16 protein-coding genes are annotated in these 20,176 nt (G+C 66.6%); 14 read left to right on the top strand and 2 right to left on the bottom strand.

The window, feature by feature from the left end:
• The first annotated feature begins 231 nt into the window (after positions 1-231).
• The 6 genes from ACFOPH_RS11550 (at position 232) to ACFOPH_RS11525 (ending at position 8,318) form a co-directional block, all read left to right on the top strand.
• The gene (locus ACFOPH_RS11550; protein ID WP_312552173.1) at positions 232-3,087 is read left to right on the top strand and encodes a 2-oxoglutarate dehydrogenase E1 component; all 2,856 of its coding nucleotides are present in this window, start codon (positions 232-234) and stop codon (positions 3,085-3,087) included.
• 73 nt (positions 3,088-3,160) lie between these two features.
• Positions 3,161-4,411, top strand: a complete 1,251-nt coding sequence (gene odhB, locus ACFOPH_RS11545) for a 2-oxoglutarate dehydrogenase complex dihydrolipoyllysine-residue succinyltransferase (protein WP_379735354.1) — start codon at positions 3,161-3,163, stop codon at positions 4,409-4,411.
• Positions 4,412-4,498: 87 nt separating this feature from the next.
• A complete protein-coding gene (locus ACFOPH_RS11540) occupies positions 4,499-4,876 on the top strand; it encodes a PspC domain-containing protein (protein WP_379735352.1) in 378 nt (125 codons plus the stop codon).
• Between the two features lie 15 nt (positions 4,877-4,891).
• Positions 4,892-6,325 (top strand): dihydrolipoyl dehydrogenase, encoded by a 1,434-nt coding sequence (gene lpdA / locus ACFOPH_RS11535; RefSeq protein ID WP_379735350.1) that lies wholly within the window; start codon positions 4,892-4,894, stop codon positions 6,323-6,325.
• Between the two features lie 180 nt (positions 6,326-6,505).
• On the top strand, positions 6,506-7,603 hold the full coding sequence (gene zapE / locus ACFOPH_RS11530) for a cell division protein ZapE (protein ID WP_379735348.1): 1,098 nt from the start codon (positions 6,506-6,508) through the stop codon (positions 7,601-7,603).
• A 31-nt stretch (positions 7,604-7,634) separates the two neighbouring features.
• A complete protein-coding gene (locus ACFOPH_RS11525; protein ID WP_379735346.1) occupies positions 7,635-8,318 on the top strand; it encodes a hypothetical protein in 684 nt (227 codons plus the stop codon).
• Between the two features lie 155 nt (positions 8,319-8,473).
• Here the strand turns inward: ACFOPH_RS11525 and ACFOPH_RS11520 are convergent, their stop codons facing one another.
• Positions 8,474-9,229 carry a PP2C family protein-serine/threonine phosphatase gene (locus tag ACFOPH_RS11520; protein ID WP_379735344.1) on the bottom strand — a complete coding sequence of 252 codons (756 nt, stop codon included), beginning with the start codon at positions 9,227-9,229 and terminating at the stop codon, positions 8,474-8,476.
• A gap of 176 nt (positions 9,230-9,405) precedes the next feature.
• On the opposite strand from ACFOPH_RS11520, the gene ACFOPH_RS11515 reads away from it, so the two are divergent.
• The gene (locus ACFOPH_RS11515) at positions 9,406-9,606 is read left to right on the top strand and encodes a YdcH family protein (protein WP_056333185.1); all 201 of its coding nucleotides are present in this window, start codon (positions 9,406-9,408) and stop codon (positions 9,604-9,606) included.
• Positions 9,607-9,676: 70 nt separating this feature from the next.
• Complete coding sequence (locus ACFOPH_RS11510; protein WP_312553156.1) at positions 9,677-11,674, top strand: ATP-dependent DNA helicase; 1,998 nt, start codon at positions 9,677-9,679, stop codon at positions 11,672-11,674.
• A gap of 114 nt (positions 11,675-11,788) precedes the next feature.
• On the opposite strand, the gene ACFOPH_RS11505 is transcribed toward ACFOPH_RS11510, so the two are convergent.
• The gene (locus ACFOPH_RS11505) at positions 11,789-12,763 is read right to left on the bottom strand and encodes an NADPH:quinone oxidoreductase family protein (protein WP_379735342.1); all 975 of its coding nucleotides are present in this window, start codon (positions 12,761-12,763) and stop codon (positions 11,789-11,791) included.
• 37 nt (positions 12,764-12,800) lie between these two features.
• Here ACFOPH_RS11505 and ACFOPH_RS11500 point away from each other — a divergent pair, with 37 nt between their 5' ends.
• From ACFOPH_RS11500 to rpoS, 6 genes are all read left to right on the top strand, one after another.
• Positions 12,801-13,553: a toll/interleukin-1 receptor domain-containing protein gene (locus tag ACFOPH_RS11500; RefSeq protein WP_379735340.1), complete on the top strand. Its 753-nt coding sequence runs from the start codon at positions 12,801-12,803 to the stop codon at positions 13,551-13,553.
• Positions 13,554-13,561: 8 nt separating this feature from the next.
• On the top strand, positions 13,562-16,420 hold the full coding sequence (locus ACFOPH_RS11495) for a tetratricopeptide repeat protein (protein ID WP_379735338.1): 2,859 nt from the start codon (positions 13,562-13,564) through the stop codon (positions 16,418-16,420).
• 126 nt (positions 16,421-16,546) lie between these two features.
• Positions 16,547-17,284, top strand: coding sequence for a 5'/3'-nucleotidase SurE (gene surE, locus ACFOPH_RS11490; protein WP_379737912.1), 738 nt, complete (start codon positions 16,547-16,549; stop codon positions 17,282-17,284).
• Complete coding sequence (locus ACFOPH_RS11485; RefSeq protein ID WP_379735336.1) at positions 17,281-18,171, top strand: protein-L-isoaspartate(D-aspartate) O-methyltransferase; 891 nt, start codon at positions 17,281-17,283, stop codon at positions 18,169-18,171. Before surE ends, ACFOPH_RS11485 begins: the two co-directional genes overlap by 4 nt.
• Positions 18,172-18,205: 34 nt before the next feature.
• The gene (locus ACFOPH_RS11480; RefSeq protein ID WP_312553671.1) at positions 18,206-19,099 is read left to right on the top strand and encodes a peptidoglycan DD-metalloendopeptidase family protein; all 894 of its coding nucleotides are present in this window, start codon (positions 18,206-18,208) and stop codon (positions 19,097-19,099) included.
• Positions 19,100-19,108: 9 nt separating this feature from the next.
• Positions 19,109-20,140: an RNA polymerase sigma factor RpoS gene (gene rpoS, locus ACFOPH_RS11475; protein WP_312553670.1), complete on the top strand. Its 1,032-nt coding sequence runs from the start codon at positions 19,109-19,111 to the stop codon at positions 20,138-20,140.
• Positions 20,141-20,176: the final 36 nt, after the last annotated feature.

Raw genomic sequence — 20,176 nt, 5'->3', positions numbered from 1 at the left:
ATTAGAAATAATTAATTTCTACCCTCAGAGTCCGCCTCATTACTGCGCTTGCGTTACAATGTTGCGGGCCAAGCCCCGCCATGCCGTGGTCGGGAATTCCTTTGCCTTGTAACACGCCCTTCCCCCACAACTTGATGTAGTAAGTGCGATCCGCTAACCGGTCAGGCCGTGTCGCGGAAGGTTAGATTAACCCGCCCCATACTCGCGAAGCGCGAAGAAAGGTGAGCAAGAATGATGCAGCAACAGAATGCGAACTCGTACCTGTTCGGCGGTAATGCGCCCTACGTGGAAGAGTTATACGAAGCGTACCTGAACAATCCGGGATCGGTTCCGGAAAACTGGCGCGCATACTTTGACCAGATGCAGCACGTGCCAGCGGTCGACGGATCGAACCGCCCGGACGTGGTCCACTCGTCGGTGGTCGCTTCGTTCGCGGAACGCGCGAAACAGGGTCCGATCCGCACCGTGATCGCTTCCCCGGACGCCGAACTCGGCCGCAAGCGCGTGGCCGTCACCCAGCTGATCGCTGCCTACCGCTACCTCGGCTCCCGCTGGGCCAATCTCGACCCGCTGCAGCGCCAGGAACGCCCACCCCTCCCGGAACTCGACCCGAGCTTCTACGGCTTCACCGAAGCGGACCTCGACACCGTCTTCACCATCAGCAATACCTACTTCGGCAAGGAAACCGCGCCACTGCGCGACATCCTGAACTGGCTGCGCGACACCTATTGCCGTTCGATCGGCGCCGAGTTCATGTACATGAGCGATCCGACGGAAAAGCGCTGGATGCAGGAGCGCCTGGAATCGATCCGCTCGACCCCGACCTTCTCGGCCGACAAGAAAAAGCACATCCTCGAGCGCCTGACCGCGGCCGAAGGCCTGGAGCGCTACCTCCACACCAAGTACGTCGGCGCCAAGCGTTTCTCGCTGGAAGGCGGCGAATCCTTCATCGCCTCGATCGACGAAGTCATCCAGCGCGCCGGTGAAAAGGGCGTGCAGGAAATCGTCATCGGCATGGCCCACCGCGGCCGCCTGAACGTGCTGGTCAATACCCTGGGCAAGAGCCCGGCCGACCTGTTCGAAGAATTCGAAGGCAAGCACGCCGACGACCTGCCGGCAGGCGACGTGAAATACCACCAGGGCTTCTCGAGCGACATCTCGACCCCGGGCGGCCCGGTCCACCTGTCGCTGGCCTTCAATCCCTCGCACCTGGAAATCGTCAACCCGGTCGTCGAAGGTTCGGTCAAGGCGCGCATGGAACGCCGCGGCGACCGCAAGGGCAAGGAAGTGCTGCCGATCCTGGTGCACGGCGACGCCGCATTCGCCGGCCAGGGCGTGGTCATGGAAACCCTGAACCTGGCCCAGACCCGCGGCTACGGCACCGGCGGTACCGTCCACATCGTCATCAACAACCAGATCGGTTTCACCACCTCCGACCCGCGCGACGCCCGTTCGACCATCTACTGCTCGGACGTGGTCAAGATGATCGAGGCGCCGGTGCTGCACGTGAACGCCGACGATCCGGAAGCGGTCGTGCTGGCATCGCAGATCGCGATGGACTACCGCACCGAATTCGGCAAGGACGTGGTCGTGGACATCGTCTGCTACCGCAAGCTGGGCCACAACGAGCAGGACACCCCGGCCCTGACCCAGCCGCTGATGTACAAGAAGATCGCCAAGCACCCGGGCACCCGCAAGCTGTACGCGGAGAAGCTGGCTGCCCAGGGCACCATCCCGGCCGAGGCCGGTGACCAGCTGGTCGCCGAGTACCGCAACGCGATGGACGCCGGCAAGCACACCGTCGATCCGGTCCTGACCAACTTCAAGGGCAAGTACGCCGTCGACTGGGCGCCGTTCCTGAACAAGAAGTGGACCGACGCCGCCGACACCGCCGTGCCGCTGACCGAGCTGAAGCGCCTGGCAGAACGCATCACCAAGGTCCCGGAAGGCTTCAAGCCGCACTCGCTGGTCGAGAAGGTCCTGAACGACCGCGCCAACATGGGCAAGGGCGAGATGAACCTCGACTGGGGCATGGGCGAGCACCTGGCCTTCGCCTCGCTGCTGTCCTCGGGCTACGCGATCCGCCTGTCGGGCCAGGATGCCGGCCGCGGCACCTTCGTGCACCGCCACGCCGTGCTGCACGACCAGAACCGCGAGCGCTGGGACCAGGGCATCTACCTGCCGCTGGCGAATGTCTCGGACAACCAGGCCAACTTCACCGTGATCGACTCGGTGCTGTCGGAAGAAGCGGTGCTCGGCTTCGAGTACGGCTACTCGACCGCCGAACCGAACACGCTGACCATCTGGGAAGCCCAGTTCGGCGACTTCGTCAACGGCGCCCAGGTCGTCATCGACCAGTTCATCGCCTCGGGCGAAGTGAAGTGGGGCCGCGCCTCGGGCCTGACCATGATGCTGCCGCACGGCTACGAAGGCCAGGGTCCGGAGCACTCGTCGGCCCGTATCGAGCGCTTCCTGCAGCTGTGCGCCGACAACAACATGCAAGTGGTGCAGCCGACCACGGCCGCCCAGATCTTCCACCTGCTGCGCCGCCAGATGGTGCGCCAGTTCCGTAAGCCGCTGGTGATCTTCACGCCGAAGTCGCTGCTGCGCAACAAGGACGCCGGCTCGCCGCTGACCGACCTGGCCAAGGGCGGTTTCCAGACCGTGATCGGCGAAGTCGACGAGAAGATCGAGGCCTCGAAGGTCAAGCGTGTGCTGGTCTGCTCGGGCAAGGTCTACTATGACCTGGTCAACACCCGCAAGGCCCGCAATGCCAACGACGTGGCGATCATCCGTATCGAACAGATGTATCCGTTCCCGCACAAGTCGTTCGCGGCCGAGCTGAAGAAGTTCAGCAACGCGACCGAAGTGGTGTGGACGCAGGATGAACCGCAGAACCAGGGTCCGTGGTTCCAGATCCAGCACAACATCTTCGAAAGCATGGACGAAGGCCAGCGCCTGGCGTATGCCGGCCGTCCTGCTTCCTCGTCGCCTGCGGTCGGCTATGCCGACAAGCACGTGGCGCAGCAGAAGGAACTGCTGGAAACCGCGTTCTCGAAGCTCAAGGGTTTCATCCTGACCAAGTAAGAAGACACACCACGCCCCCGTGCGCGCATGCGCCGGGGGTTTTGTACAGAATACATAACGGAGTTACATAAAAATGGCACAAATCGAAGTCAAGGTCCCCCAACTGTCGGAATCGGTTGCTGAAGCGACCCTGCTGTCCTGGCACAAGAAAGTCGGCGAGTCGGTTGACCGCGACGAGAACATGATCGACATCGAGACCGACAAGGTGGTCCTGGAACTGCCGGCCCCGAGCGCCGGTGTGATCGTGCAACTGATCAAGAACGACGGCGCCACCGTCACCTCGGGCGAAGTCATCGCCATCATCGACACCGAAGCCTCGGCCCAGACCAGCCCGGTCGCCGTGCGTTCGGCCCCGGTGCAGCAAGCCCCTGAAGCACCGGCCGCCGCTCCGGCAGCCGCCTCGACTGGCTCGAAGGGCGACGTCGCCATGCCGGCCGCCGCCAAGATCCTGGCCGACAACAACATGAGCGCAGCCGATGCCACCGGCACCGGCCGCGACGGCCGCGTGACCAAGGGCGACGCCCTGGCTGCTGTTGCCAACAAACCTGCCGCTGCTGCTGCACCTGTTGCTGCCGCCAAGCCGGCCCTGCAGCAAGTCGCCGCCCCGGTCGCGAACCTGGGCGACCGTCCGGAAGAGCGCGTGCCGATGAGCCGCCTGCGCGCCCGTATCGCCGAGCGCCTGCTGCAGTCGCAGCAGACCAACGCGATCCTGACCACGTTCAACGAAGTGAACATGGCCCCGGTCATGGAACTGCGCAACAAGTACAAGGACAAGTTCGAGAAAGAGCACGGCGTCAAGCTGGGCTTCATGTCCTTCTTCGTCAAGGCCGCCGTTGCCGCACTGAAGAAGTACCCGATCCTGAACGCCTCGCTCGACGGTAACGACATCGTCTACCACGGCTACTTCGACATCGGTATCGCCGTCGGTTCGCCGCGCGGCCTGGTGGTGCCGATCCTGCGCAACGCCGACCAGATGTCGATCGCCGAGATCGAGAAGAAGATCGGCGAATTCGGCCAGAAGGCCAAGGACGGCAAGCTGACCCTGGAAGACCTGTCGGGCGGTACCTTCTCGATCTCGAACGGCGGCGTGTTCGGCTCGATGCTGTCGACCCCGATCATCAACCCGCCGCAGTCGGCGATCCTGGGCGTGCACGCCACCAAGGACCGCGCTGTCGTGGAAAACGGCCAGATCGTCATCCGCCCGATGAACTACCTGGCCATGTCGTACGACCACCGTATCATCGACGGCCGCGAAGCCGTGCTGGGCCTGGTCGCCATGAAGGAAGCGCTGGAAGATCCGGCGCGCCTGCTGCTCGACCTGTAATTCCGCAGCAACGTAGCAGGTAGGTATTTAAGTAGTACCCGGACATGCGCGCCGAGCGCGCATGTTCACCGACTAGTGAGGACTGCCATGATCTCCGATGAAATCCGGCGTTTGCACGAGCTGCACCAGGCCGGCGCCCTGAGCGACGCCGAATTCGAACAGGCCAAGGCCAGGGTGTTATCGGGTGCGGCACCCGGCGCCGGCACCAGCGCCGGGCCGCGCGTCAACCTGAACAAGGGCGCGAGCGAGTTCAAGGCCGGCTGCACCGTGGTCGAAACCCAGTTGCGCGCGCTGCGCCGTTCGCGTACCGACCGCTGGATCGGCGGTGTCTGCGGCGGCCTGAACGGCGTGCTGGGCATCGAGGCCTGGGTCTGGCGCCTGGTCTTCGTGCTGTTCTCCCTGCTGACCTCCGGGTTCGGCGCACTGGTCTACCTGCTGATGTGGATTTTTGTCCCAGAAGAATAAATAAGGAAGCTATTCATGAGTAACGAGAAACAATTCGACGTCGTCGTCATCGGCGGCGGCCCTGGCGGCTACATCGCCGCCATCCGCGCGGCCCAGCTGGGCTTCAAGACCGCCTGCATCGACGAGTGGAGCAACGCGGCAGGCAAGCCGGCCCCGGGCGGCACCTGCACCAACGTCGGCTGCATCCCGTCGAAAGCGCTGCTGCAGTCGTCGGAACACTTCGAGCACGCCGGCCACGCCTTCGCCGAGCACGGCATCAACGTGTCGAGCCTGGAACTGAACCTGCCGCAGATGCTCAAGCGTAAGGATTCGGTCGTCAAGGCGAACAACGACGGCATTCTCTACCTGTTCAAGAAGAACAAGGTCTCCTTCTTCCACGGCCGCGGCTCGTTCGCCGGCAAGGCGGAAGGCGGTTACACCATCAACGTCACCGGTCCGAGCACCGAGACCCTGACGGCCAAGAACGTCGTCGTCGCCACCGGCTCGAACGCACGCGAACTGCCGGGCGCACCGTTCGACGAGAAGATCATCCTGTCGAACACCGGCGCGCTGGCCATCGACGCGGTTCCGTCGAAGCTGGGCGTGATCGGCGCCGGCGTCATCGGCCTGGAAATGGGTTCGGTGTGGCGCCGCGTGGGCGCGGACGTCACCGTGCTCGAAGGCCTGCCGACCTTCCTGGGCGCGGTCGACGAGCAGATCGCCAAGGAAGCGCACAAGCTGTTCACCAAGCAGGGCCTGAAGATCAACCTGGGCTGCAAGATCGGCGCGATCACCAAGGGCGAGAACAACGTCACCGTCGCCTACGCCGACAGCACCGGCGCCGAGCAGACCGCGACGTTCGACCGTCTGATCATCTCGATCGGCCGCGTGCCGAACACCACCGGCCTGAACGGCGAAGCCGTCGGCCTGCAGCTCGACGAGCGCGGCTTCGTGGTCGTCGACGACGAATGCCGCACCAGCCTGCCGGGCGTGTGGGCGGTGGGCGACGTCGTGCGCGGCCCGATGCTGGCGCACAAGGCGGAAGAAGAGGGCGTCGCGGTTGCCGAGCGCATCGCCGGCCAGCACGGCCACGTCAACTTCAACACCATCCCCTGGGTCATCTACACCTCGCCGGAAATCGCCTGGGTCGGCAAGACCGAGCAGCAGCTGAAGGCCGAAGGCGTGGCGTATAAAGCCGGCACCTTCCCGTTCATGGCCAACGGCCGTGCGCGCGCGCTGGGCGACACCTCGGGCATGGTCAAGTTCCTGGCCGATGCCACGACCGACGAAATCCTGGGCGTGCACATCGTCGGCCCGGTCGCTTCGGAACTGATCTCGGAAGCCGTGGTCGCGATGGAATTCAAGGCCTCGTCGGAAGACATCGCCCGCATCTGCCACGCGCACCCGTCGCTGTCGGAAGCCGTCAAGGAAGCCGCGCTGGCGGTCGACAAGCGTTCGCTGAACTTCTAAGACGACAATCGCATGTCGGTAGGGTGGGCGCCCCTGTGCCCACGCGTGAACGATGGACATTGTTGGCTTGATTCCTGTGCCAACGCCATGCAAACGTCACGCGTGGGCACGGGGCGCCCACCCTACGTTTATCCACGTTCGTGGCTACGACGGTCACGCACGTCTTGAATTGCACATCTCATGAACGTCCAAGAGTATTACCAGCACGCGCTGACCGAGCGCGGCTTCAAGTCCGACCCAGCCCAGGCCCGTGCGGTCGAGCGGCTGCAGCAGGCGTACGACGACTGGGTCCAGTACAAGGCCCAGCGGTCGTCCGCTTTCAGGCGCCTCATCAACCGTCCCGAGGTGCCGAAGGGCGTCTACATGTGGGGCGGGGTGGGGCGCGGCAAGTCCTTCCTGATGGACAGCTTCTATTCGGTGGTGCCGGTGGTGCGCAAGACGCGCCTGCACTTCCACGAGTTCATGCGCGCCGTGCATGGCCAACTCGACGAGCTCAAGGGCGTCGCCAATCCGCTCGACGAGGTCGCCAAGCGCATCGCCAAAAAATACCGCCTGATCTGCTTCGACGAATTCCACGTCTCGGACATCGCCGACGCGATGATCCTGTATAACCTGCTCAATGCCCTGTTCGACAACGGCGTGTCCTTCGTGATGACCTCGAACTACGAGCCGTCCACGCTGTATCCGGACGGGCTGCACCGCGACCGCATGCTGCCGACCATCGCACTGCTGCAGGAAAAGCTCGACGTCATGAACGTCGACGCCGGCAACGACTACCGCAAGCGCGCGCTCGAGCAGGTGCAGGCGTACTACACGCCGCTGAACGCCGCGTCGGACCACCTGCTCCGCGAGGCCTATGCCAAGGTGGCCGACACCGCCGACGAAAGCCCGATCGTCCACATCGAGAACCGCGAGATCCGCGCCCTGCGCCGGGCCGGCGGCGTGATCTGGTTCGATTTCGCGACCCTGTGCGGCGGGCCGCGTTCGCAGAACGACTACCTGGAACTGGCCACGCGCTTCCACACCGTGATCCTGTCCGGCATCCCCGTGATGTCGGCCGGCCAGTCCTCGGAAGCGCGCCGCTTCACCTGGCTGATCGACGTGTTCTACGACCACAAGGTCAAGCTCATCATGTCGGCGGCCAGCGAACCCGAGGAGCTGTATACCCAGGGCATGCTGGCGAACGAATTTCACCGTACCGTCTCGCGTATCATTGAGATGCAGTCGCGCGAGTACATGCTCGCCGAGCGGCGCGGCGCGGCCGACGCCATCGCATGATCAACAAGGTAACAAGGCCACAAGGAACAAGATGAGAAAAGCACAGTCCCTATTGCGCAGCGCAGCCTGCACCCTGGTCCTGGGCTTGCTGGCCGCCTGCGCCAGCGAGCGCCAGGCGCCGCCGCTGGCGCCGGCCTCGCCGACCACCTCGGTGGCCCAGGCCGACGAACGCCTGTCCGCGGTCGCCGCCGAGCGCGCCGCGATCGAGGCGCGGTTTGCCGAGCGCGAAGCCGTCTGCTACGAGAAGTTCTTCGTGAATAACTGCCTGGACCAGGCCAAGGAAACCCGCCGCAGCGCGCTGGCGGTGCAGCGCGCAATCGAGATCGAGGCCGAACGCTTCAAGCGCCAGCACAAGGTCGAGGAGCGCGACCGCGCGATGGCCGAGGCCGAAGCCGCCTACCAGGCGGAAGAGGCGCGCCTGGCCGCCGAGCCGCCGGCCCCGCCCAAGGCGCCGAACCTGACCCCGCCGCCGCGCCCGGCGCCGGTGGCCAACCGCATGGCGCGCCACAAGCAACGCGCGCAGGAGGCTGCTGCGAAGGAAGCGGCCGATGCCCCGAAGCGCGCCGCCAACGCCGCCGCCTACGAGGAACGCCGCCGCAAGTCGGAGGAGCGCCAGCGCGACGTCGCCGAGCGCAAGGCCGAACGCGAGGCGAAGCAGGCGGCCAAGGCCGAGCAGGACAAGGCGGCTGCAGAGAAAACGTCACCGGCGCAGTAGGGTGGGCACTCCGTGCCCACGCGTGACGCACGCATCGCGTTGGCGCAATCTGGCACCCCGTGCCCACGCGTGAAGCCGGCGTCAAGTTGGCGTTTTCAAAGGCGCCGCGTCTGCTCATCGTTTACGCGTGGGCACGGAGTGCCCACCCTACGGGCCTACGCTGGCTTGACCAGTTTCACGATCGCCATCGAGCAATTGCCACCCTTGCCCTGGGAACGCTCCGTCGCCTTCTCGATGAGCATCTCCGAGGCCTGGCGTGGCGTCGAGCGCGACAGTGCGGCACCGAGCTCGGCGTCGGTAAAGAAATGCCACAGGCCGTCCGAGCACAGCAGGAAGTGGTCGCCCGCCGCGGCGCCGGTGTGCATGCCCACGGTCACGAATGGTTCCTTGCGACTATTGCCCAGCACATTGAGCAGTAATTTCGAGCGCCGGTGGTTGCGCGCCGCGTCGAGCGGCAGGCGGTCCCCCACCAGGTGCTCGATGTAGGCGGCGTCGCCCGTGCGGTGGCTGCACTGGCCATTCTCGAAACGGTAGAGGCGCGAATCGCCGACGTGGGCCCAGACCGCCTCGCCGTGGGGCGAGAGCAGCAGCCCGACGAAGCTGGCCTGGGCCTCTTCGCCGGTGGTGACGGAATTCATCTGGATGACGAGGTGGGTTTCCCGCACGATCTCGCGCAGCAGCTGGGCCAGGCGCTCCGGATGCGGGCCGTCGCCCGGCTTGAAACTGTCGAACACCTGCTTGGCCGTGTGCAGTACCTGCTCGGCTGCCGCCGCGCCGTTGATGCCGTCCGACAGCACCGCCAGCACATGTCCGGGCGCGCGCGCGCCGGTCAGGATGGCGACCCGATCGTTCTGCCGCGGACGGTTACCGATGTGTTGCGCAGTCCCCGCTTCGATCTTGAAGAGATTCATAAACTTGATGCTTTCCGTGGCTTGACAGCCATTGTTTGTTGGCGGCAACGTCGCTGTAGATTAAACTATGCACCGAGAAGCCACCGTGTTGCAAGCCGTAAGGTGCACGCGGCACGGCGCCAGCCTGCTGTCCCGCCATCCCCCGCCTGTTGAAAAACCTGTTTGGAACCGCCATCATGACCGATGTCCAAGACATCCAGCGCCGCATTATCGAACTCGACGTCGAACACCGTGACCTGGATGCGGTCATCGCCATGCTGACGGCCGATGGCCATGCCGACCAGCTTCAGCTGCGCCGCCTCAAGAAGCGTAAACTGCAGCTGAAAGACCATATCACCCTGTTGAAGATGCAACTGGTGCCGGACGTGCCGGCGTAAGTTCTCTTCGCATCAAGAAACGCCCATTTTGACCGATCACCTCCCTGTGCCAAGCGTCGCGTCGTCGGACGTGTCCGCCGACGCGACGCCATCCGCTCCTGTCGGCAAGTACGACGAAGAACTCGACCGCCTGTTCGGCGTCGGCGGCCCGCTCGCGCCCGCCGTCGGCACCTTCAAGCCGCGCCAGTCTCAAACCGAGATGGCGAAAGCCATTGCCCAGGCCATCGCCGACCAGCAAGTGCTGATGGCCGAGGCCGGCACCGGCACCGGCAAGACCTTCGCCTACCTGGTCCCGGCGCTGCTGTGGGGCGGCAAGACCATCGTCTCGACCGGGACCAAGAACCTGCAGGACCAATTGTTCCTGCGCGATATCCCGACCATCCGCAAGGCCCTGAAGGCGCCGGTCTCGGTAGCCTTGCTCAAGGGCCGCTCCAACTACGTCTGCCACTTCCACCTCGAGCGCACCCTGCAGAACGGGCGCCTGACCTCGCGCGACGACGTCGGCCACCTGCGCGAGATCTCGCGCTTCATGAAGATGACGAATTCGGGCGACAAGGCGGAACTGGCCAAGGTGCCGGAAAACGCCAGCGTCTGGAACCTGGTCACCTCGACGCGCGACACCTGCATGGGCGCCGAATGCCAGTACTACCAGGACTGCTTCGTGATGAAGGCGCGCAGGGAAGCCCAGCAGGCGGACGTGGTGGTGGTCAACCACCACCTGTTCTTCGCCGACGTGGCGCTGAAGGACACCGGCGTGGCCGAGCTGCTGCCGTCGGCCAACACCATCATCTTCGACGAGGCGCACCAGCTGCCCGACACCGCGACCCTGTTCTTCGGCCAGTCGGTCTCGACTTCCCAGGTGCTGGAACTGTGCCGCGACGTGCTGGCCGAAGGCCTGGCGCACGCGCGCGGCGGCCCGGACTGGGCCAAGGTCGTGACCGTGGTCGAGAAGGCCGCGCGCGACCTGCGCCTGACCTTCCCGGAAGGCAGCACCCGCCTGTCGCTGCCGCAAGTCCTGCCCGGTTCGGCCTTCTTTCCCGCCCTGGAAAAGCTCAAGGAAGAACTCGACGGCCTGATCGAGGTACTGGAAGAAAACGCCGAGCGCGCCGAAACCCTGGAAGCCTGCCGCGTGCGCGCGGTCGAGCTGAAGGCGTCCTACGACGCATGGAAAGCCGATCCCGCGCCCAAGGGCAAAGTGGTCGAGGGCGACCAGGCCGTGCTCTGGGTCGAGGCCTTCAATTCCTCGTTGCAGCTGCACAAGACCCCGCTGTCGATCGCGCCGATCTTCCAGAACCAGCGTGAAGGCACGCCGCGCAGCTGGATCTTTACCTCGGCGACGCTGGCGGTGAAGAACGACTTCAAGCATTTCTCGGACCAGATGGGCCTGACCGGCGAGCCGGCGCGCACCTGGCCGAGCCCGTTCAACTACGGCGAGCAGGGCATCCTGTACGTGCCGACCGGGTTGCCGGAACCGAACTCCTTCCAGTACACCGATGCGGTGGTCGACATCGCGCTGCCGGTGATCGAGGCGGCGGGCGGGCGCACCTTCTTCCTGTGCACGACCATCCGCGCGGTAAACAAGGTGGCCGAGCGCCTGCGTCTCGAGTTCGCCGAGCGCGGCCTGGACTTCCCCCTGTTCGTGCAGGGCGAGCGCGGCCGCACCGAATTGCTCGACTCCTTCCGCAACGCCGGCAACGCGGTGCTGGTGGGCAGCCAGAGCTTCTGGGAGGGCGTGGACGTGCGCGGCGAGGCGCTCTCGCTGGTCATCATCGACAAGCTGCCGTTCGCCCCGCCGGACGATCCGGTGCTGGCGGCGCGCATCGAGGTGATGGAAAAGCAGGGCCTGAACGGCTTCATGCACCACCAGCTGCCGGAAGCGATCATCACGCTCAAGCAGGGCGCCGGGCGCCTGATCCGCGACGTCGAGGACCGCGGCGTCCTGATGATCTGCGACCCGCGCCTGATCAGCAAGCCCTACGGCCGCCGCATCTGGCAGAGCCTGCCGCCGTTCAAGCGGACGCGGGTGCAGGAGGATGTCATCAAGTTCTTCAAGCCGGACGCGCAGTAGGGTGGGCGCCCCCGTGCCCACGCGTGAAGTCTGCGTCATGTTGGCGCGAAAGGCAGGCCAACAATGCCCACCGTTCACGCGTGGGCACGGAGTGCCCACCCTACGTCTGTGCCGTTACGGCACGATCACCACTTTCCCCGTCACCTTGCGCTCGGCCATGTCGTTCAGGGCCTGCGCCGTCTCGCCCAGCGGGTAGCGCTTCGACACCAGCGGCTTGAGCTTGCCCTCGGCCATCCAGCCCAGCATCTCGCGCATCGCGGCCAGGTTCGCCTTCGGCTCGCGCTTGGCGAACTCGCCCCAGAACACCCCGACCACCGAGGCCCCCTTCAGCAGCATCAGGTTCCAGGGCAGTTTCGGGATATCGCCGGCGGCGAAACCCACCACCAGGTGCCGGCCGCGCCAGGCGATCGAGCGCAGCGCCGGCTCGCTGTAGGGGCCGCCGACCGGATCGTAGATCACGTCGGGGCCGCGGCCGCCGGTGGCCGCCTTCAGGGCCTCGCGCAGGTCTTCCTTCGTGTAGTCGATCAGCACGTCGGCGCCGTGGGCGCGGCAGACCTCGAGCTTCTCCGCGCTGGAGGCAGCCGCGATCACGCGCGCGCCGAGCGCCTTGCCGATCTCGATCGCCGCCAGGCCGACGCCGCCGGCCGCGCCCAGCACCAGCATGGTTTCGCCGGCCTTCAGCTGCGCGCGGTCGACAACCGCGTGGTGCGAGGTGCCGTAGGTGAGGGTGATGGCGGCGGCGATGTCGAAGTCCATGCCCGGCGGCATCGGCATCATGACCTCGGCCAGCGCGCGCACCTGCTCGGCGAAGGCGCCGACGCGGGTGAAGCCGATCACGCGGTCGCCCGGCTTGAGGCCGTTCACGCCGGCGCCGACGGCGCGCACGGTGCCCGCGAATTCATTGCCGGGAGTGAAGGGCAGCTCGGGACGGTACTGGTACTTGCCCTGCACCGTCAGCACGTCGGGGAAGTTGACCCCGGCCGCGCGCACGTCGACCACGACTTCGCCGGCATCGGGAACGAGGTCCTGCAGGTCTTGCAGTTCCAGGCTGTCGGGCGGGCCCCAGTCCTTGCATACGATGGCTTTCATTTGCATCTCCTTGGTGGTGGTTGTTCTATGGATCGCAATGATTATGCCTCACGGAATGCTTCAGTGTGCCGGCAGCGCGGTGTCCGGCGCGTTTGTGCGCCCGCAAAATGGGGAGGGTCCGCGACGCTACAGTGATGGATGCGCATGCGCGCCAGCCGGCGTATTGAACAGGGGAAAGGCAATGACAATTCGGTACGGCTGCTTCTTCAGCTACGCCCATGGGCGCCATGCGTTGATGCAGCGGTTCAAGACAGCGCTGGCCGATGCGCTGCGCTGCTACCTCGAACCATATTTCGACAACGAGGACGAGCTGTTCGTCGACACCGAGCAGCTTGGCGGCGGCGACGATCTCGATCGCAAGATCGCCCGCGCGATGTGCGAGAGCGTCTGCATGATCCTCATCTACACGCCGAAGTACGAGGCGCATGCCTACACGCGCCGCGAGTACGCTGCAATGCGCCTGCTCGAGGCCGAGCGCAGCAAGTGGTACACGCTGCCCAGCCACCTGATCATTCCGGTGATCATGACCCAACATCCCGACAAGCTGCCGCCGCAGATCGCGTCGTCCAGCTTCTATGTCGACTTCTCGCATTTCACGATGGCCACCGCGGACCTGAAATCGAATCCCGATTTCCTTCCCGACATCGACAAGATGGTGAAACGGATCGCGACGCACTACCAGTACCAGAAGCTCTACATGCCGCCTGGTCATGATTGCAACCAATTCGTGCTTCCCGATGTCCCACCTGAATGGCGCGCCATCCCGGATCTGACTTTTCCCAAAAAATGAGGAGCTACATGGAAATCAACCGCATAACGCTTCCGCCGATCCCCAGCCCCGGCGAAGTGACGACCTTCTATTCGTTCGAAAGCGGCACCGCGCGCAGCGTCGCGCTGGCCCATGCGGCCGTGCTGCTGGCGGGAGGCCAGAATGCGACGGTACCGGTACTGATGATCGACTGGGACACCGAGGCGCCCGGCCTGCACCATTATTTCCCGCCCCAGGACGAGCGTTTCGAGCACATGCACCCGGCCGCCGGCGCCGCGCGCCCCGGCCTGCTCGAATACTTCGAGGCCTGCCGCGAGCAGCTGCAGTCGCTGGGCCGCGCCGGCGCCGACCTCGACCACGAGGAGCGTGCCCGCCTGGTGCTTGAGGCCATCGACTGGGAAGCCTACGTCGAACGGGTCGACCAGAGTCGCTCGCTCTACCTGATGCGCGCCGGCCGCTTCGACGACAGCTATGGCGAACGCGCCGACCGCATGGACTGGGATGGACTGTTCGCCGCCTGCCCGGCGCTGTACCGCGCCTTCGCCGCCCACCTGGCGCGCCATTTCCGCCACGTGCTGATCGACGCCCGCGGCGGGCGCTCGGCGGCGGTGAGCGTGTGCACCACGCTGCTGCCGGACCGGCTGGTCGGCCTGTTCACGCCCGGCGGGCGCAGCCTCGACGGGCTGGCCGGCGTCGTCACCCGCGCCGTCGAGTACCGCTGCAGCCACGAGGACGAGCAGCGGCCGCTGCTGGTCTACCCGGTGCCTTGCCTCGACGGCGCCGATGCCGAGCGGCGCGCCCTGTGGCGCCGCGGCGACCCGCAGCGCGGCGTCCAGGGCTACCAGAGCGTGCTCGAACAATTGCTGCGCAACTGCTATGGCCTGTCCCAGCTGTCGCTCGACAGCTACCTCGACGAGGTGCAGCTGCACGCGCTCGGCGTCCCGTCCGAACCCTTCGCCGGCACGGTCCAGCGCGACACCGACCGCTATTCGAGCGCGCGCAGCGTCGCGGCCCTGCTGGGCTGGGTGGGGCAGGGGCGCTTTCCCTGGCAGTCGCGTGCCGAGCTCGACCTGCTCGCCGCCGTCGCCGCGGCCCGCGCCGCGCTGGCGGCCGGCGAGCGCAGTGCGGGCGGCGGCCTGCTGGGCGGCAGCGCGCCCGATCCGAACGCGGCGCCGCTGGCGCGCGACCTGCTGCGCCTGGGCGAACTGCACCGCCAGCAGGGACGCACGGCCCTGGCCCAGGAATGCTTCGAGGAGAGCACCGCGCTACGCCAGCGCCTGCTCGGCGACGCCCATCCCGACACCCGCGCCAGCCGATCGGCGCTGGCGGCGCTGCTGCGCGAGAGCGGCCGCCTGCGCGAGGCGCGCGCCCAGTACGAACTGCTGGTCGAGCATTGCGCCCAGGACGCCGGCGCCGAACACGCCGAGACCTTGAGCGCCCGGTCCGGACTGGCGGCCACGCTGGCGGCGCTCGACGAGTTCCCGCGCGCGCTGGCGCTGCACGAACAGGTGGTCGAGGCCTGCGAGCGCCTGTTCGGCCCGGGCCATATCGTCACGCTCGACGCCCTTGCCGGACAGGCGCGCACCCTGGCGCGCCAGGGCGAGTATTCGCGCGCGCGCATGGTCTACGAACGCGTGCTCGAGGGACGCCAGCGCATCCTCGGCACCGAACACGAGGACACGCTGCGTTGCACCCAGCTGCTGGCGGCGCTGCTGCGCGACATGGGCGACCTCGGCAACGCGCGCAAGCTCCAGGAACTGGTGGTGCGGGTGCGCGAGCGCCAGGCCGGACCGGATGCGCCCGCCACCCTGCAGGCGCGCGAGGCGCTGGCCGAGATCTTCGCCGCCCAGGGCGACCTGGCCGCGGTGCGCGACATGCAGCAGTCGCTCGCCACCGCCCGCGAACGGCGTTTCGGTTCCGAGCATCCCGACACCCTGAGCATCCTGCTGCGGCTGGCTTCGACGCTCTCCGAACAGGGCGAGCTCGAGGAAGCGCGCCGGCTCCAGCAGCACGTGGTCAGCCTGCACGAACGCCTGCGCGGCATGGACGATCAAGAAACCCTGCGCAGCAAGCAAATGCTGGCCCGGACCCTGTCGAGCCAGGGGCATAGCCAGGCCGCGCGCCGGCTCGAGGAAAGCGTGGAGGAGGGCAGCAGCCGCCTGTTGAACATCCGCGCGATGTCGGCTGGATTGCCGGATTCGTCCGGCCTTGCCACCTCGGGCCTGGGTGCGCCGGGCCCCGCTACGTCGGGCATGGCGTTGCGCAGCCCTGCCCACGGCGTGGCGGCGGCGCGTGTGTCCGCCTCGGGTGTCGCCACGCCGGGCGTCGCTACGTCGCGCTTCGCGGCGCCGCATGTCGGCACACCGGGCGTCACCACGGCGGGCGGCCTCGCGCCGCGGCTGGTGACGCCGGCCGAGGATGCGCCCGGGTTTTCCGGACCCGGCGCGCCGGCCTCGCATGCCGTGCCCAGCTCCGCGCATGCGGCCTTGGGCCAGGCCGGCTTTCCCCGCTCGGGCACGGGTGGCACGGGTGGCACGGGTGGCACGGGTGGCACGGGTGGCATGGGCGGCGGCGGACAGCGCGGCGGGCGCGAGGGGTCCCACCAGCCGTCCCCGGATATGCTGGACCATAAGTTGACGCAATTGCAAAAGTTGATCGACAGCGGACGCGCGAACGAAGCCCGGGCGCTTGCCGACAGCCTGCGCGAAACCATCCTGCGTCCGACCGTTGCCCAGCCGCTGCGCCGGCGCGGGATCACGATGATCAAGCAGGTCTACCTCGACGATGGCGACAAGGATGCCTTGCTGGCCTTCACCGAAGACGAGGTCGCTTCGCTCGAAGGCGCGCTGATCGAGGCGGCGGGAGGGCGGTCGCTGGCGCTGCGCTAGCATGTTGCCGGGCTTGCCAGCTTTGCCCGGCAGCGTCGTATGCGGGCAACGGCGTTCCCGCCCGCAGGGCAGAATTTATGTACCGCCGGCGCGCGACGCGGCCGTTGCTTCAGGTAAAATCGCGTGATGCGAATTCTTATCAGTAACGACGACGGCTACCTCGCCCCTGGTATTAACGCCCTGGCTGACGCCCTTGCGGCGGTGGCCGAGATCATCGTTGTCGCGCCGGAAAGCAACCGCTCCGGCGCGTCCAACTCGCTTTCGCTCGACCGTCCGCTGTCGGTCACCAAGGCTGCCAACGGTTTCTATTTTGTCAATGGAACCCCGACCGACTGCGTCCATATCGCCCTGACCGGCATGCAGGAAGCGCCGCCCGACCTGGTGGTGTCCGGCATTAACAACGGCCAGAACATGGGCGACGACACCCTGTACTCCGGCACCGTCGCCGCCGCCACCGAGGCTTTCCTGTTCGGCATTCCGGCGATCGCGTTTTCCCAGGTCCACTCCGGCTGGGCCCACATCGATGCCGCAGCAAGGGCGGCGCGCGACATCGTCCTGCGCCGTTTCGAGATGCTGCCTGCGCCCTACCTACTGAACGTCAACATCCCGAATCTCCCGTACGAGGAGCTCGGGCCGCTTACGCCGACCCGGCTCGGACGGCGCCACCAGGCCGAGCCGGTAATCCGCTCGCAGGACCCGCGCGGGCGCGAGATCTTCTGGATCGGTGCGCCCGGCGCCTGCCGCGACGCCGGGGAGGGGACCGATTTCCACGCAACGTCGCAGGGGCGGATCTCGATCACGCCGCTGCAGGTCGACCTGACGCACAGGCCGCAACTCGAGCTGCTGGCCCAGGGGCTGACATGACCGACCGCGCCGACAACCCCGAAGGGAAGCGTTTTCCTTTGCCGCTGTCCTCGGTGACCGGAGGCGCGCGCAAGCCGGGCGCGCCGGCGCCGGTGGCGACGCCGCAGACCGCGACCCAGAACGCGGCACGCGCGGTCGGCGCCCACGCCCAGCCACCCAAGCCGCCGCAGCCGGGACCGAAGCCGCCGGGCTACGCGCCGCCCGCGCAGGCGGCGCCAACCGCCCAGCGCTCGGAACTGATGGCGACCGAGGCAATCCGGCGCGCGATGGTGGCGCGGGTGGCCGGGCAAGGCGTCAAGGATGCGGCCGTGCTGGCGGCACTCGAAGCCGTGCCGCGCCACCTGTTCATCGAACCTGCACTGTCGAGCCAGGCATATATCGACGCCTCGCTGCCAATCGGGCACAATCAAACTATTTCCCAGCCTTATATTGTTGCGCGTATGATTGAGGCGATGCGCGACGGCAAGTTTTCAAACGGCACCGTTCCCAGCCGCGTGCTGGAGATCGGCACCGGTTGCGGCTACCAGGCGGCCGTGCTGGCGCGCGTGGCGAAGGAGGTCTACTCCATCGAACGCATCAAGCCGCTGCACGAGCTGGCCAAGGCCAACCTGCGGCCCTTGCGTATTTCCAATCTGCGTTTGCACTACGGAGATGGTATGCTCGGGCTCGCGCAAGTCGCGCCCTTCGACGGGATCATCCTGGCGGCGGCCGGCCTGGAAGTGCCCCGTGCACTGCTCGAACAGCTTGCCATCGGCGCGCGCCTGGTGGCCCCGGTAGGGGGGCAGGTGCAGCATTTGCAGCGGATTACCCGCACCGGCAAGTCCGAATGGACCAGCGAGACGCTGGAAGCCTGCCATTTCGTCCCCTTGCGCCCCGGCACCGTCTAAGCGCTGCCCGTATGTGATAGGTAATAAAGAGAGAATGAAACAACCACCCCGTTTAGTCCTGCTCACCCTTCTGCTTGGCCTGCTCGCGGGCTGCAACACCGCTACCCGCAAGGCGCCTGTCGTCGAGCGCCCGATTTCGTCGTCCAGCGCGGCCCGTCCGGCGACGCCGCGCGTGGAAGCGCCGCGCCCGGACGCTCGCGGCACCTATACCGTGCGCCGCGGCGACACCCTGCTGCGCATCGCGCTCGACCATGGCCAGAGCTACCGCGACCTGGTGGCCTGGAACAACCTGGCCAACCCGGACGACATCAAGGTCGGCCAGGTGCTGCGCGTCGATCCGCCGGGCGAGAAGGTCGCCGCCGGTAACAATGTCGTGACCCAGCCGGTGCCGATGCCGCCGCAAGCGCCGCGCAAGACCGCGCCGCGCGCCGACAAGAAGCCGTATAGCGAAGAAAACGTCGCGGAAAGCCAGCGCGGCGAGAAGGCCGAGACCGTTGTCGCCAGCGCCGCGGCGCCCGCCGCTTCGCGCGTGGGCGCCACCGTCACCGCCACCGACGACGAGAAGCTGAGCTGGATGTGGCCGTCGGACGGGCGTATCATCGCCACCTTCGACGAAGGCAAGAACAAGGGGATCGACATCGCCGGCCGTCCGGGCCAGCAGGTGATGGCCGCCGGCGCCGGCAAGGTAATGTATGCTGGCAGTGGCATCCGGGGTTATGGTAACCTCGTCATCGTCAAACACAGCAACAGCTTGCTGTCGGCCTATGCCCATAACCGCGCCATTGTCGTGAAGGAAGGCGACAACGTGACCAAGGGCCAGGTGATCGCCGAGATGGGCGATTCCGACGCCGATACGGTGAAGCTGCACTTCGAGATTCGCCAGCAGGGCAAGCCAGTCGATCCGGCGAGGTTCCTGCCCAGCCGCTAGAGAGGGCCAATGACGCTGCCGCCGCACTCCCAGGACCACGACGCTTCGGACGATCTGCCTGACGAGCTGGAGAGCGACGGCGCGTCCGGCGGCGCTGCGCCCGGCGAGGGCGGGTCCGGCGACGAGGCGGCCGATAGCGCGGACGTGCTTCCCGGCGCCGGCGTCGACAGCGTCGACGAACTCAAGACCGTGCTGGCCGCCGAGCTGTCCACCGACACCACCCAGCACTACCTGAACCAGATCGGCACCCGGCCCTTGCTCTCGGCCCAGCAGGAGACGCATTACGCAACCCTGGCCAAGGCCGGCGACTTCGACGCGCGCCAGAAGATGATCGAGCATAACCTGCGCCTCGTGGTCTCGATCGCCAAGCACTACATCAACCGCGGCGTGGTGCTGCTCGACCTGATCGAGGAGGGCAACATCGGCCTGATGCGCGCCATCGACAAGTTCGAGCCCGAGCGCGGTTTCCGCTTCTCGACCTACGCCACCTGGTGGATCCGCCAGAGCATCGAGCGCGCCATCATGAACCAGGCGCGCACCGTGCGCCTGCCGGTGCACATGGTGCGCGAACTGAATGCCGTGCTGCGCGCCAAGTACCACCTCGAGGCCCAGCACCACGACGGCAAGGATGCCAGCGTCGAGGATATCGCCAGCCTGGTCGGCCGTCCGGTCGAGGAAGTGCAGGACATCCTGGCGCTGTCCGAGCACGCCGCCTCGCTCGACGCCCCGCTCGACAACGATCCCGGCTCGAGCCTGATGGACATGCTGCCCGGCGAAGCGGACGACAGTCCCGACGCGCGCGCCGAGCAGCACGAGATGACCCTGCTGGTGCGCGACTGGCTGACCCGCCTGCCCGAGAAGCAGCGCGTGGTCGTGATGCGCCGCTTCGGCCTGGACAACGACGACCCGGCCACGCTCGAAACCCTGGCCGAGGAGATGGGCGTGACGCGCGAGCGCGTGCGCCAGATCCAGCAGGAGGCGCTCGTCAAGCTCAAGCGGGCGATGGCGGCCCGTGGCGTCGTGCGCGATTCCTTGTTATGATGCGGCGGTTTTGCGTCTGATCTGGCGGTTGTCCAA

Origin of the sequence: Massilia haematophila, from assembly GCF_042647645.1 — a bacterium.
In the GTDB taxonomy this organism is placed as follows: Bacteria; Pseudomonadota; Gammaproteobacteria; order Burkholderiales; family Burkholderiaceae_D; genus Telluria; species Telluria haematophila.
The sequence above is the reverse complement of the archived record's forward strand: the minus strand, read 5'-3'. Positions and strand labels throughout refer to the sequence as shown.

Bases quoted from the DNA above. Each gene is read 5' to 3' on its own strand.
- ACFOPH_RS11550 (WP_312552173.1), top strand. From the start codon at position 232: ATGATGCAGCAACAGAATGCGAACTCGTACCTGTTCGGCGGTAATGCG.
- odhB (WP_379735354.1), top strand. From the start codon at position 3,161: ATGGCACAAATCGAAGTCAAGGTCCCCCAACTGTCGGAATCGGTTGCT.
- ACFOPH_RS11540 (WP_379735352.1), top strand. From the start codon at position 4,499: ATGATCTCCGATGAAATCCGGCGTTTGCACGAGCTGCACCAGGCCGGC.
- lpdA (WP_379735350.1), top strand. From the start codon at position 4,892: ATGAGTAACGAGAAACAATTCGACGTCGTCGTCATCGGCGGCGGCCCT.
- zapE (WP_379735348.1), top strand. From the start codon at position 6,506: ATGAACGTCCAAGAGTATTACCAGCACGCGCTGACCGAGCGCGGCTTC.
- ACFOPH_RS11525 (WP_379735346.1), top strand. From the start codon at position 7,635: ATGAGAAAAGCACAGTCCCTATTGCGCAGCGCAGCCTGCACCCTGGTC.
- ACFOPH_RS11520 (WP_379735344.1), bottom strand. From the start codon at position 9,229: ATGAATCTCTTCAAGATCGAAGCGGGGACTGCGCAACACATCGGTAAC.
- ACFOPH_RS11515 (WP_056333185.1), top strand. From the start codon at position 9,406: ATGACCGATGTCCAAGACATCCAGCGCCGCATTATCGAACTCGACGTC.
- ACFOPH_RS11505 (WP_379735342.1), bottom strand. From the start codon at position 12,763: ATGAAAGCCATCGTATGCAAGGACTGGGGCCCGCCCGACAGCCTGGAA.
- ACFOPH_RS11500 (WP_379735340.1), top strand. From the start codon at position 12,801: ATGATTATGCCTCACGGAATGCTTCAGTGTGCCGGCAGCGCGGTGTCC.
- ACFOPH_RS11495 (WP_379735338.1), top strand. From the start codon at position 13,562: ATGGAAATCAACCGCATAACGCTTCCGCCGATCCCCAGCCCCGGCGAA.
- surE (WP_379737912.1), top strand. From the start codon at position 16,547: ATGCGAATTCTTATCAGTAACGACGACGGCTACCTCGCCCCTGGTATT.
- ACFOPH_RS11485 (WP_379735336.1), top strand. From the start codon at position 17,281: ATGACCGACCGCGCCGACAACCCCGAAGGGAAGCGTTTTCCTTTGCCG.
- ACFOPH_RS11480 (WP_312553671.1), top strand. From the start codon at position 18,206: ATGAAACAACCACCCCGTTTAGTCCTGCTCACCCTTCTGCTTGGCCTG.
- rpoS (WP_312553670.1), top strand. From the start codon at position 19,109: ATGACGCTGCCGCCGCACTCCCAGGACCACGACGCTTCGGACGATCTG.